10 protein-coding genes are annotated in these 13,447 nt (G+C 67.6%); 5 read left to right on the forward strand and 5 right to left on the reverse strand.

Annotated features, from left to right (window positions below):
• Positions 1-12: 12 nt before the first annotated feature.
• From OG300_RS38955 to OG300_RS38965, 3 genes are all read left to right on the forward strand, one after another.
• Positions 13-231 (forward strand): hypothetical protein, encoded by a 219-nt coding sequence (locus tag OG300_RS38955; RefSeq protein WP_405489905.1) that lies wholly within the window; start codon positions 13-15, stop codon positions 229-231.
• Between the two features lie 138 nt (positions 232-369).
• Positions 370-2,967, forward strand: a complete 2,598-nt coding sequence (locus tag OG300_RS38960; RefSeq protein WP_405489907.1) for an ATP-dependent Clp protease ATP-binding subunit — start codon at positions 370-372, stop codon at positions 2,965-2,967.
• Positions 2,968-3,072: 105 nt separating this feature from the next.
• Complete coding sequence (locus OG300_RS38965; protein ID WP_405489909.1) at positions 3,073-3,576, forward strand: PaaI family thioesterase; 504 nt, start codon at positions 3,073-3,075, stop codon at positions 3,574-3,576.
• Positions 3,577-3,583: 7 nt separating this feature from the next.
• On the opposite strand, the gene OG300_RS38970 is transcribed toward OG300_RS38965, so the two are convergent.
• Complete coding sequence (locus tag OG300_RS38970; protein ID WP_405489911.1) at positions 3,584-5,008, reverse strand: WGR domain-containing protein; 1,425 nt, start codon at positions 5,006-5,008, stop codon at positions 3,584-3,586.
• A gap of 110 nt (positions 5,009-5,118) precedes the next feature.
• Positions 5,119-7,209 carry a CocE/NonD family hydrolase gene (locus OG300_RS38975; RefSeq protein WP_405489913.1) on the reverse strand — a complete coding sequence of 697 codons (2,091 nt, stop codon included), beginning with the start codon at positions 7,207-7,209 and terminating at the stop codon, positions 5,119-5,121.
• Positions 7,210-7,442: 233 nt separating this feature from the next.
• Between OG300_RS38975 and OG300_RS38980 the strand changes: the two genes are divergently transcribed.
• Both OG300_RS38980 and OG300_RS38985 read left to right on the forward strand, forming a co-directional pair.
• Positions 7,443-8,504, forward strand: coding sequence for an AraC family transcriptional regulator (locus OG300_RS38980; RefSeq protein ID WP_405489915.1), 1,062 nt, complete (start codon positions 7,443-7,445; stop codon positions 8,502-8,504).
• 119 nt (positions 8,505-8,623) lie between these two features.
• Complete coding sequence (locus tag OG300_RS38985; protein ID WP_405489917.1) at positions 8,624-9,007, forward strand: hypothetical protein; 384 nt, start codon at positions 8,624-8,626, stop codon at positions 9,005-9,007.
• A 4-nt stretch (positions 9,008-9,011) separates the two neighbouring features.
• Here OG300_RS38985 and OG300_RS38990 read toward each other — a convergent pair whose 3' ends face one another.
• The 3 genes from OG300_RS38990 to glpK all read right to left on the reverse strand — a co-directional run bounded on the left by OG300_RS38990 (position 9,012) and on the right by glpK (position 13,366).
• A complete protein-coding gene (locus tag OG300_RS38990) occupies positions 9,012-9,845 on the reverse strand; it encodes an MIP/aquaporin family protein (protein WP_405489919.1) in 834 nt (277 codons plus the stop codon).
• A gap of 255 nt (positions 9,846-10,100) precedes the next feature.
• Positions 10,101-11,777, reverse strand: coding sequence for a glycerol-3-phosphate dehydrogenase (gene glpD / locus OG300_RS38995; protein WP_405489921.1), 1,677 nt, complete (start codon positions 11,775-11,777; stop codon positions 10,101-10,103).
• A 47-nt stretch (positions 11,778-11,824) separates the two neighbouring features.
• The gene (gene glpK, locus OG300_RS39000; protein ID WP_405489923.1) at positions 11,825-13,366 is read right to left on the reverse strand and encodes a glycerol kinase GlpK; all 1,542 of its coding nucleotides are present in this window, start codon (positions 13,364-13,366) and stop codon (positions 11,825-11,827) included.
• Between the last annotated feature and the right edge of the window lie 81 nt (positions 13,367-13,447).

Here is a 13,447-nt window from a genome sequence, read left to right on the forward strand (position 1 = left end):
GTGGTGAATCGAATGGAAATTCCCCGGGTAATCGGTGATATGGGCATCGAGCCCCGGGACGCGGGCATGTACGTCGACCGGGACGGCGATATCTGGGAAAAGCGGCTCGAGGGTTGGCGATTGGTGCTGCAGAGCGGTGTCGCAGTCGATCCGGTGTCGCTGTGGGATTGGATCGAAGGCCACGTCCGCGATTACGCGCCCTTTCTGCCGGTCGCCGCGGTCAGCCGCTGACCGCACGATATCCGGTGTAGCCCTGCGAAAGTCGTCGCACTACTGTGGAGGCCGAGTTCGCCATCCGTAGTTGACGCGTCGGCAGGCTCTCTCCCTGCGGGTCGGTCGGTGCGCGTCACCCGACGACGCGAGGTGCGCATGACCCAGGGTTGGCCCAATTCTTCGAGGGGCTCCTTCGACTCGATCGACGACATCTTCGAGCGCTTCTTCGGATCGGGGATGTCCCGGCAGCCCCCGGTGCAGCGCACCGATCTGAGCCGGTTGCTCAGCGAGAGCGCCAAACAGATCGTCGACGCCGCCCGCGCGGCCGCGCACGACTGGGGCAGCACCGAGATCACCCCCGAGCACCTGCTCTACGCGGCCGCCGCGGTGGAACCCTCCCGCAGCATCATCGCCGAGCTCGGCAAGGACCCCGCACAGCTGCGCGAGCAGATGCGCACCGCGGCGGGCAGCGGGGTGGGCGCGCACGGCGCGGATCACGCCCTGGCGCTGAGCCCGGCCGCCAAACTGGCCCTGCGCAATTCGCAGCGCAGCGCCGCCGAGGCGGGCAGCAGCTACATCGGGCCCGAACATCTACTGCTCGGCATCGCGAGCTCACCGGAAAGCCCGGCCGCACAGGCGCTTTCCAGCAGCAGCGCGATGCCCGCCGCGACCCAGGCCGCCAAGGAGCCCAGCAGCACCCCGACCCTCGACGAATACGGCCGTGACCTCACCGCCGACGCCCGGGCCGGGAAGGTGGATCCGGTGGTCGGCCGGGCCGAGGAGATCGAGCAGACCGTCGAGATCCTGTCGCGGCGGCGCAAGAACAACCCGGTGCTGATCGGTGATCCCGGCGTCGGCAAGACCGCCATCGTGGAGGGCCTGGCGCAGCGCATCGTGAACGGTGACGTCCCCGCGACCCTGGCCGACCGCCGCGTCATCGCGCTGGACGTGAGTTCCATGGTGGCGGGCAGCAAGTATCGCGGCGAGTTCGAGGAGCGCCTCACCAAGGTGCTCGACGAAGTGCGCGAGCACTCCGACGAATTGGTGGTCTTCATCGACGAGTTGCACACCATCGTCGGCGCGGGCGGCGGGGAGGGCTCGATGGACGCGGGCAATATGCTCAAACCCGCACTGGCACGCGGTGAACTGCACGCCATCGGCGCGACCACCATCGACGAGTACCGCAAGTACATCGAGAAGGACGCCGCCCTGGAACGCCGCTTCCAGCCGGTCATGGTGTCCGAACCATCGGTCGCCGACACCATCGAGATCCTGCGCGGCCTGGCCGACGTCTACGAGGAACACCATCAGGTGCGCTTCGTCGACGAGGCGCTGATCGCGGCCGCCGAGCTGTCGGACCGCTACCTCACCGACCGCTTCATGCCGGACAAGGCCATCGACCTGCTCGATCAGGCGGGCGCGCGGGTCCGGTTGCGCACGCGCACAAGGGATCCGAAGGTGCGTGAGCTGGAAGAGCAACTGGCGCACCTGAATCGGGAGAAGGACGCCGCGGTCGCCGCCGAGGACTACGAGCGGGCCCGCAAGATCAAGGCCGAGATCGCCTCGACCGAGGACAAGACCGCCTACGAGGTGGACCGCACCGAGATCCCGACGGTCACCATCACCGATATCGCCGAGGTGGTTTCGCGCCGGACCGGCATTCCGGTGGCCGATCTGACCACCGAGGAGCGGCAGAAGCTGCTGAAGCTCGAGGATGATCTGCACCGCCGGGTGATCGGTCAGGACGAGGCCATCGTGGCGGTGGCCGAGGCGGTGCGCCGGGCGCGCGCCGGGCTCAAGGATCCCGGTCGGCCCATCGGCTCCTTCCTGTTCCTGGGTCCCACCGGCGTCGGCAAGACCGAACTGGCGAAAGCCTTGGCGGAGGCCGTCTTCGGGGACGAGGACCGGCTGATCCGCTTCGACATGAGCGAATTCCAGGAGAAGCACACGGTCTCGCGGCTGGTCGGCGCGCCGCCCGGCTACGTCGGCTACGACGATGCCGCGCAGCTCACCGACAAGGTTCGGCGGCAACCGTATTCGGTGATCCTGTTCGACGAGATCGAGAAGGCGCATCCGGACGTGTTCAACATCCTGCTGCAACTGCTCGACGACGGCCGGGTCACCGACTCCAAGGGCCGCACCGTCGATTTCAAGAACACCATCGTCATCCTGACCAGCAATATCGGATCCGATCTGATCCTGTCGGCGAAGGACGGCGACCTGGACTCGATCCTGCCGCAGCTGGAAGAGCGGCTGCGCAAGCAGTTCCGCCCCGAATTCCTCAACCGGCTCGACGAGCAGATCGTCTTCCACCGCCTCGACAAGTCGCAACTGCGCAATATCGTGAGCCTGGTGCTCGACGGCACCCGGAGATTGCTGCACGCCCAGGACATCGCCCTCGATGTCTCGGACCGGGCGATGGACTGGCTGGCGGACAACGGCTATCAGCCCGAGTTCGGTGCGCGGCCGCTGCGTCGCACGGTGCAGAAGCAGCTCGACAATCAGCTCTCGCGCAAGCTGCTCGACGGCAGCCTCGCGCCCGGTGACACCGTCCGGGTCGACGCCGACGACGACGGCCTGCGGATCGAGGCGCTGCACAAGACCGGCGGTAAGCGCACCGACGCCACCGTCACCGAGGAATCGATCATGACCACCGGCAAGCCCGGCAAGGCCAAGGCCGCCACCAATGGCAGCGGCCGGGCCAAGGGTTCCGGGGGTAGGTCCGGCGGAAAGTCGGCCTCCGGCAAGGGCTGAGCCCGTCTCGCGGACAACGCGCCCGCACCGCGTCGGAGCAGCTCCGGCACGGTGCGGGTAGGTGCCCGGCTCGATTCCGGGCGGAATCTGAGTTAACTTCGTGAGATGGAGAACGATCAGGACGCGGTGCCGATGCCCCTGGGCGACCTGCTCGCCGAAGGGCCATTTCCGCCGCATCACTCGCACTGCTACGGCTGCGGCCCGTCGAATCCGGCGTCGCCGCGCATTGCTTTCGAGCGTCGCGGTGACGTCCTGCACGGCATCTTCACCATGGACGAGCGCCACCAGGGCGCTCCCGGTGTGGCGCACGGCGGCATCATCGCCGCCGCGTTGGACGAGGCCTCCGGCACGGTCCTGATGCCGCTGCGGCTGCCCGCGGTGACGGTCAAACTGGATGTCAGCTACCAGTCCCCGGCCCGCCTGCACCGCGAGCTGACCGTCACCTCCATGCTGACCGCCCGCAAGGGCCGCAAGCTCTACATCCTCAGCACGCTGTCGGACGGCGACACCGTGATCGCCACCGGCCGCGCCATTTTCGTGGAGGTCGGCCCCGAGCACTTCCAGCGCTACGGGGCCACTCCCGGCGAACTCTCCAGCGTCGGAGCCTGATTCGCGCTCAGCGCAGGCGGCGGATGTCGCCGCGAACCCGGTAGAAGCCACCGCGCCCGGATTCGGCGACGGCGTCGACCACGTAGCGTGCCCCGGCCTCGCGAATCTCCCTGGGGAACTGCACGTTCCAGCCGCGCTGATAGCCGGACGACACCACGTGCACCCGCAGCGTGCCGCCTTCTCTCACACATTCGACCACGATGCCGTCCCCGGCGTCGGCGGTCACCTCCACGGTGGCGGTGGGCACCACGGCCGAGATCTCCGGGGCCTTGATCGACACGGTCTGCGGCAGCACGCCCAGATCGGCGTCCTGGATGGCGGTTTCGCTCACGTCCAGGCAGGCCAGGATGCCGCTGGTGGTGACCAGGTAGAGCTTCTCGTCGTGGTACTGCATGGAGTACGCGGACCCGCAGCCGGTGCCGAGCTTCCACAGCCGCTGCCCGGTGGCGTCGAAGCAGTACACCGAGGAGTGGTTGTCACCGGCGAACACGTACCGGCCGTCTGGTGAAGTGGCACAGGAGAATACGGCCGCGTCGCACTGGTAGGCACGGTCGGCCTGCCCGTCCTTGGCGACCATGCGCACCTGGTTGTGGGTGGTGCCGGCGTACACCGCGTCGGATTCCTGCCAGCCGAACAGCACCGCGCCGCCGGTTCGCACCTGCCACTGGTTGGTGCCGGTCTCCAGGTCGTACTTGGTGACGCCGTTCGAATGCCCTTGGTACACACCGTCATCGTCGATGCGCACCATCCAGCCGGAATCGCCGGTGCTGCGCCGCGTCCACAGCGACTCTTCCTCGTGGTCGATGACGGTCAGCCCGCCCTCGCGGTCGGAGACGCCGAGGATGCCGTCGTGGATGTCGAGCCAGTAGATGTCGACATTGGCGGCGATATCGTAGGCGGCGCGCGGCACCTTGCCCGACAGGTCGTACACCCGGCCGTCGTCGCAGCCCGCGTAGATCCAGAAGTCGTCGGCCACAATGCATTTCACGGCGTCCGGCAGCCGGAATCGCCCGGTCACCTCGCCCTCGGGAGTGAGGGTGAACACGTCACCGTGCTCGTTGCCGACCCAGCAGCGCCGCTCGTCGACGAAGATCCCGAAGGCCGCCGCGCCGGAGTCGAAACTCCACAGCACCGGGGCCCGCTTGGCGGTGGACCGCTGACTGACGATGGCCCGCCGGGTCACGGCCCGCTTCTGGCGCGCTCCCATCTGGGCCGGTGCGTACCCCTTGCGCACCTTGTCGCCGATCTTCTTGGCGGCCGCCGCCCGCGCCTTGTCCGCGGTGGGGAACGAACTCACCTGTGTCTGACCGGAATCCCCGATCCGGCCGTACCTGATGGTCACCTGCGTTCCCGCCACGACGACCTCGTAGAACTTGTGTGCCGACCCGCTGTCCTGTGACAGTTCCAGGTACGTGGTTTCCCCGCCGCTCATGCCGTGCTCCGTGCTCTCCGCCGAATCGTGATGCCGCGAAAACTAACAAGGCCCACCGACATTCACCGCGCGGGGTGAATGTCAGTGGGCCTGCGACCCGGCCGAGCGGGTCAGTCGGGGAGCGGCGCGCTCAGTGCGATATTGACCCAGCTGGGGGCGTCCGGGTCCAACCGCAGGTGTTCGGGCTTCAGGCCCGAGTCGTTGAGGAAAATCAACGGCGGCAGGCCCTTCGGGAAGTTGCTGGCGTAGACATCGACCCGCAGCCGGTGGCCGGGTTGCAGCACCGCGTCGATCGGGGTGGCGGCGATATCGAGGGTGACGGGCTCACCCGGGGTGGTGGGCTGGCGTCGGCTCAGATCGAGGAAGTAGTGCGGTTCGGTGTAGTCGCCGTTGGCGGAGGTCTTGCTCGCCGAGTCGTCGATTTGACGCATCGAGGAGACCAGCTGACCGGTCGCGATCTCGTTGGAGCTGCCGTCGGGGGCCACATCGTTGACCGTGGCCACCCAGTAGCCGTCGGCGGCGTCGTGAACCACATTGAGGTGCACGTTGATCGGGCCCGAGATGGTGGTGACGTCGCTGACCGGGCTGCTGGTGAAGCTGAGCCCGTCGTGCTCCCAGATGCGGGAGTCCTTGCCGCAGGCGTCCAGGATCGCGGTCGCACCGGCGGCGATGCGGGCGACGTCACGGCCGCAGATGCTCAGCAGACCCGGCGCGACGGTCAGGTCACGCAGCTGCGACTGCTGCGGATTCTGCGAGAGTCCGCCGTCGTAGACCGAACCCGACGCGGTGCCGGAGGGTGCGTCGTTGAGGTACACCCGCCGGTAGGTGGCCTCGGTGCGCGGGAATTCCGAGGCGTCGGTCCAGCCGCCGCCCTGCTGCTTGACCACGATCGGCGTGTAATCCTCTATGCCGTTGTCGATTCCGCGCAGCCAGTGGTCGAACCAGGCCCGCTGCAACACATCCAGTCGCGGCGGCATCCCGGGACGACCGAAACCGCCTATGCCGGAACCGAGGTGGTAGCCGTCGCCCATGATCAGCTTCTTCTGCTGGGCGGGCAGCGGGATCGAGTTGAAGGTGTCGGTCGGGCTGGTGCCGAAGATGTCGAACCAGGCGCCGATCATGAAGGTGGGCACCCGGATATTGCCGACCTTGGCCTTGAGTCCCTGCCGGAAGGGTGAATTCGGGTCGACCAGCTGGCGGGTGTGCGGGGTCAGCTGGTCCGGGGTCAGCGCCGTGTAGCCGTTGACGACCATGTCGACCAGGGTCAGCGGGTCGGCGATGCGGTCCTTCAACCACTGCAATTGCTGTGCGGGATCGAACTTTCCGACCGCCAGCGCGGTGACGTCGGGAATCATCTTGAGCGCGTTGACACCCAGCAGCCAGGGGACCAGGAAGCCCACGCCGACCGCGCCACCCGGACCCGCGATGTCGTTGAAGACGTCGGCACTGCCCTCGTAGGCGAAGACCGCCTTCAGTCCCGGCGGCATCCGGTCGGTGGCCTCCAGGGCGCTGATCGCGGTGAAGGAGATGCCCATGGTGCCGACATTGCCGTCGCTCCAGCCCTGCCGGGTGATCCAGTCGATGACCTCCGCGACGTCCTGCTTCTCGCGGTCGCCGAAGACCTGCCAGTCGCCCTCGGAGGTGCCGGTGCCGCGCAGGTCGACCTGTACCAGCGTGTATCCGGCCTCGGCGAGCGCCCAGTCCTGGGCCGCGGCTTCCAGTGCGCCGGAATCGAGTTGGCTGGTCATGTCGAACAGTCCGTCGAGACCCACCCCGGGCAGCTTGATCGAGGAGATCCAATCCTCCAGCGGCTTCTTGATGCCCAGCCCGTCGGCCGAGCTCAACAGCGCCTGCCCGATGAGGATCGGGAGTTTCCCGTAGCCCTGCATCTGCAGGATTACCGGGCGGCGGCCGTCGGCGCGCTGTCCGTCGCGGGCCGGATGGATGATGTCGGCCTTGAGCACGACGCCGTCGCTCATCGTGATCGGCACCGCGAGATCGGGTGCCACCCCGTTGTACGGCTGTGGTCCGTTCAGCGCCGAATTCCATTGCGCCGCATGCTCGCCGCCGTCGATTCCGGTGAATCCCCCGCTCGGTTCACCGAAGGCCGCCGGTGCCAGGAACGGTGCGCTCGCCAGCGCCACCGATGCCACCACCATGCTGCGTACCGCGAACCGCTTCGTCCGCTTGCCGACCCTCATTCGTGTGTTCCACCTCTCACTCGGTCGCTCGGCCAAATTGTTGCTACTGGCGAGTAATACGGCTCGTTCCTGGGCGACATCGTTTTACCCCTGTGCGACAGCAGTTGTGCCATGTGTCGGCCGCGCGGCACATCTGTGCCGGTGAAACCGCAGGTCGTGGCTGAGACAATGGCTACGATCTTGTCCGAAGACACGACGCTGGATACGCTGCGACACCGACTCGGAAATGGTTGGTGGGGTTGCTGATGGCGATCATGGTGCGTGCCGCGGGGATGCGTGGGTATCGAGAGCTGGTCGACGAACTCGGCGGCGACGGCGACGCGCTGCTGCGGCGTTTCGGCATCACCCCGGAGGCGCCGGACTCCGACGACGCGGTGATCACCTCGGAGTCGATGGGCTGGGCGCTGGAGGTCGCGGCCGCCGAATTGGACTGTCCCGACCTGGGTTTGCGGCTGGCGGAACGGCAGGATTTCGGCGTCCTCGGACCGGTCTCCGTCGCCCTGCTCAATGCCCCCACGGTCGGCGCGGCGCTGGCCTGCGTGCACCGCTACCTGTACACCCATCACGCCGGAATCTCGATCGAGCTGTGCGCGGATCCGGAGCAGCAGCCCGGAGTGATCGCGATGAACTATCGCGATATGGCGGAGGTGACCGCCTTCAGTCAGGGCATCGACCACGGCGCGGGTCTGCTGCATCGGTTCGTGCACCACGGTGTCGGCGGCGCCTACGGACTACGCACGGTGCACCTGCCGCACCCGCCCCGCGCTCCGGCCGCGCGCTACACCGAATTCTTCGGTGCCGAAGTGCGATTCGACATGTCGACCACGCTGTTCCGCTTCACCGCCGAACTGCTCGCTCGCCCGATGCTCGGCAGCGATCCGATGGTGCACAAACTGGCGATGGACTACCTGGCCCGCAACTACTCCGAACTCGACCGGACCATGACGGCCCGGGTCCGCCTGGCCATCGACCGCGCCTTCCTGGAATCCACCGCCGACATCGCCACCATCGCCCAGATGCTGCACACCGGCCCCCGCACCCTGCAACGCGCATTGTCTTCCGAGGGAACGACTTTCACCGCGGTCCTCGACACCGCCCGCCGCGACGCCACCTACCGCCTGCTCTGCGAAACGGATCTCTCCATGGGCCGCATCACCGCCCTGGTCGGCCTGCGCGAACAATCCGCTCTCACCCGAGTGGTCCGCCGCTGGTACGGCCGCACCCCCCAGCAGATCCGCACCGACGCCCGCACCCGCCAGGCCGGCCCGCTCACCGAGACCTCCATCTTCCGCTGAGGCGGCCCACCGTCGGTTGCGGGCGCGCAAAACCGCCTGCGCCGCACGACCATCCGCCGATAAACTCGAGGTGGGCCGATTCGATCGAGCGAGCGGCGAGCAGAGGATGGAGTGGACCGGTGAAGTGCCCGGACTGCGACGGCGCGGGGGACCGCACCCTCTCGGGGCCGTGCCCGGATTGCGCCGGGCGGGGTTGGAACGAGTACACGAGTCGCGAGGGCTTCGAGACCTCCGCCCAGTATGTGACCCGCGCGGTGCGCTGCGGAAACTGCTACGGCGAGGGCTACCTCAATCGGCCACTCGGCTACTGCCGGACCTGCAACCGGACCGGCCAGGTCCGCCGCGTCGAAGGGATCGTTCCCTGCGAGGTGTGCGATGGCTGGGGCTTCGTCCACTCGGGTACGGAGTTCTACCCGAGCGGACAGCCCAAACGCATCACCTGCCCGAACTGCCAGGGCCAGAAGAGGATTCCGGGGTTCTACTACGTGCCCGACTACTCGTGACGGACTACATGTAGAGCTGCGCGACCAGACCGGCGAGCGCGCCGCCTACGAGGGGGCCGAGGACCGGGACCCAGGCGTAGGCCCAGTCCGCGTCCTTCTGGGTGGAGGACACCGGGTCGCCGGGGCTCTCCTCGATGACGGCGCGAGCTCCGCCGCCGACGGTCGCGTCGACCGGAACCCGCTGCGGGGGCAGCACATTCGCGGTGTGCCGGGTGGGGAGCAGGGCGTAGGCGAGGCGAGGGCCCAGGTCTCGGGCGGGGTTGATGGCGTAGCCGGTGGGGCCGCCGAGGGACGCGCCGATGCCGACGACCAGCAGTGCCGCCGCGAGCGGGCCGAGGCCGCTGGGGGTCTTGCCGATGCAGAGGATCACCAGGACCAGCACGAAGGTGGCGGCGACCTCGGTGAGGAAGTTCCAGGGGTAGGAGCGGATGGCGGGGCCGGTGGCGAAGATGCCGAGCTTCTTGCCCTCGTCGGGCTCCTCGTCGAAGTGGCGCTTGTAAGCGAGGTAGGCGGCGCACGCGCCGAGGAACGCGCCGACCAGCTGGCCCGTGAGATAGGCGACGGTATTGCTGAAGTTCACCGCGATGCCGGGGGCGTATTCGTCCGCGCCGGAGAAGAGATTGCCGATGGTGACCGCGGGGTTGAGGTGGCCGCCGGTTTTGTAGGCGACGTAGACGCCCGCGAAAACGCCGAGGCCCCAACCGAAGGTGATCAGCAGCCAGCCGCCGTCGAAGCCTTTCGACTTGCCCAGCAACACGTTGGCGACGACGCCCGCGCCGAGCAGGATGAGGATACCGGTGCCCAGTGCCTCACTGACGAATATCGAGCTGAAACCCATTGATGCGCCTCCCGTTCGGCGGTCGCGGCCATTCCGAGCGAGACTTATTGTCTATCGCTCAGCAAATTCCTAGTAATAGACGCTACGGCCAAACATGGTGGAAACACAAGTTTGTCGGCGCACCAATTTCGACGCTGTCGAAAAGGTCATGCCGCGCCGGAATCTCTTCCGGCGCGGCATGTTTCGTGCGATGAAATGCCACCGCCGCCACGCCGGACGATATTCCGGCGCGGCGGGGGTGATAAACCCGATGGATCAGTTCACGGCGAGCAGGCGGGCCGCATTGGCCGCCTCGTCGTCCTCTGCCTCGTTGGCGGCCAATTCCGCGTGCACCCGGTCGAAGTACCGGTTGATCTCGTCGTTGGTGCGCTCGTCGTCCCAGCCCAGATGCGGGGCGATCAGACGGGCGATCTCGGGCGCCGCCTTCAGGCCGCGGTCGGGCACCTCGATGGAGATGCGGGTGCGGCGGGTGAGCAGGTCGTCGAGGTGCAGCGCGCCCTCGTGGGTGGCGGCGTAGACGGCCTCGGCGGCGATGTAGTCCTCCGCGCCCGGAATCGGTTCGCGCAGTGCGGGAACCGCCGCGATCAGGTCGAAGATCTCCTCCGACAGCGAGCCGTAGCGGCCGAGCAGGTGCTCGATGGTGGCCGCGGACAGTTCGCTGCGGTTCGCCACGCCCGCGAGGTCGCCCAGCATGTCCTGGTAGCCGACCGCGCCCAGGATGGGCAGGTTCTCGGTCACCGACGGCGCGACATCGCTGCCCAGGCGTTCGGCGGCGGCGTCCACGACGTCCTTGGCCATCACCCGGTAGGTGGTGTACTTGCCGCCCGCGATCACGTACAGGCCCGGGGCCGGTTCGGCGACCGCGTGCTCACGCGAGAGCTTGGAGGTCTGCTTGTTCGCGCCGGTCATCAGCGGCCGCAGTCCCGCGTAGGTGCCGACGATGTCGGCGCGCGTGATCGGTTCGCGCAGCAGCGAATTCACGTGATCGAGGATGTACTGCACGTCCGAGGCGGTGGCGGTCGGGTGGTTCTTGTCCAGCGACCAGTCGGTGTCGGTGGTGCCGATGATCCAGTGCTCGGCCCACGGGATCACGAACAGCACGGACTTCTCGGTCTTCATGGCCAGACCGGTGTTCATGTTCAGCCGGTCGCGCGGCACCATGATGTGCACGCCCTTGGACATGCGTACGTGGAACGGGAAGTCCACGCCGGTCATCTTGATCATGTCGTCGGTCCACACGCCGGTCGCCGAGATCACGGTCTTGGCCCGGATGCTGTGCTCCAGACCGGTTTCCAGATCCAGCACCTTCGCGCCGACCACCTGGTCGCCGTCGCGCAGCAGGTCGGTGACCCTGGTGCGGGTCAGCACGGTCGCGCCGTGCTGGGCCGCGGTGCGCGCGATCATCATGGTGTGGCGGGCGTCGTCGACCTGTGCGTCGAAGTAGCGGATGGCGCCGGTCATGGCGTCCTCACGCAGTGCGGGGGCCATTTCCAGTGCGCCGGAACGGGTCAGGTGCTTGTGCATGGGCACCGAGCGCGCGCCGCCGAGGGTGTCGTAGAGGGCGATGCCCGCGCCGATGTAGAAGCGCTCGTAGTGCTTCTGCAGCGGGAACAGGAACGACACCGGGTGCACCAGGTGCGGGGCCAGCTTGTTGAGCAGCAGGCCGCGTTCCTTCAAAGCCTCACGCACCAGCGCGAAGTCGAACTGCTCGAGGTAGCGCAGGCCGCCGTGGATGAGTTTGGAGGAGCGGCTCGAGGTACCGGCGGCGAAGTCGCGCGCCTCGACCAGGGTGACGGACAGGCCGCGCGAGGCGGCGTCCAGCGCGGCACCCGCGCCGGTCACTCCACCACCGATCACCAGTACGTCGATTTCGGTGTCGCCGAGCGAATCAATCGCCCGGACACGGTAGGCGGGATCCAGATGTGCGGACACGAAATACTCCTTGTTATCAGGGTTTTGAGTCTGGTGGTGGCGGCCGGTCATCGTGCTCGGTCCTCGTCGTCATCGTCGATGTCGACCCAGTCGAGGGTGCGCGAGACGGCCTTGAGCCAGCGCGCGTAGCCGCGCTGCCGCTGGGCCTCGGTCCAGGTGGGCTGCCAGTTCTTGTCCTCGTGCCAGTTGGCGACGAGTTCGTCTGTGTTGGCCCAGAATCCGACCGCGAGCCCGGCGGCGTAGGCTGCGCCGAGGGCGGTGGTCTCCGGCACCATCGGCCGCGAGACCGGGACACCGAGGAAGTCGGCCTGGATCTGCATGGCCAGTTCGTTGGCGGTGACGCCGCCGTCCACGCGCAGCGTATCGAGTTTCACGCCGGAGTCCTGCTGCATCGCCTCGACCACGTCGCGGGTCTGGTAGGCGATGGATTCCAGTGTGGCCCTGGCCAAGTGGGCGTTGTTGCTGTAGCGGGACAGCCCGACGATGACGCCGCGGGCATCCGCGCGCCAGTACGGCGCGAACAGGCCGGAGAACGCGGGCACGAAGTACACCCCGCCGTTGTCGGTGACCTGCCGGGCCAGGTTCTCGACCTGGGCCGCGCCGCCGATGATGCCGAGCTGATCGCGCAGCCACTGCACCGCCGACCCGGTGACCGCGATGGAGCCCTCCAGCGCGTAAATCGGCTTGTCGTCACCGAATTGGTAGGCGACGGTGGTCAGCAGCCCGTGCTTGGAGCGCACGATCTCCGGTCCGGTGTTGAGCATCAGGAAGTTGCCGGTGCCGTAGGTGTTCTTGGCCTCGCCCGGCCGGAAGCAGACCTGGCCGACGGTGGCGGCCTGCTGGTCGCCGAGCACGCCCGCGATCTTCACCTCGCCCTTGAACGGCCCGTCGGCGAAGGTGGTGCCGAAGCCCTCGGGGTTCGAGGAGGGCGCGATGCGCGGCAGCATGGCGCGCGGCACCCCGAACACGGTGAGCAATTCCTCGTCCCAGTCCAGGGTTTCGAGGTCCATCAGCATGGTGCGGCTGGCATTGGTCGGGTCGGTGACGTGGACGCCGCCGTGCATGCCGCCGGTGAGGTTCCAGATCAGCCAGGTGTCGGGGGTGCCGAAGAGAGCGTCACCGTTCTCGGCGTCTTCCCTTACGCCCGGAACATTGTCGAGGATCCACTTGAGCTTGCCGCCGGAGAAGTACGGTGCGGGCGGTAGTCCGGCCCGTTCGCGAATGAGGTCGCCGTGTCCGGCCTTGTCGATGGCGTCGACGATGCGGTCGGTGCGGGTGTCCTGCCAGACGATGGCGTTGTAGTACGGGCGGCCGGTGTGGCGGTTCCAGACGATGGTGGTCTCGCGCTGGTTGGTGACGCCGACGGCGACGAGATCGCGGTGGGTGAGTCCGGCTCCGGCCAGAGCGCTCTTGATGACGGTGCGGGTGCGCTCCCAGATCTCGTCCGGGTTGTGTTCGACCCAGCCGGCCTGCGGAAGAATTTGCTCATGCTCGAGTTGATGGCGGGCAACCACATTGCCGCCGTGATCGAACACCATGAAGCGCGTGGAGGTCGTGCCTTGGTCGATGGCTCCGACGTACTGCGTCATCGAGGTCCCTTTCGCCAAACTCGTCGTTGAGTTGGTTCGCCCTGGTGGGCGCGGGGTAGGCCGGGCCCGAGGTCCACGCTA

Origin of the sequence: Nocardia sp. NBC_00511 (assembly GCF_045161165.1) — a bacterium.
In the GTDB taxonomy this organism is placed as follows: domain Bacteria; phylum Actinomycetota; class Actinomycetes; order Mycobacteriales; family Mycobacteriaceae; genus Nocardia.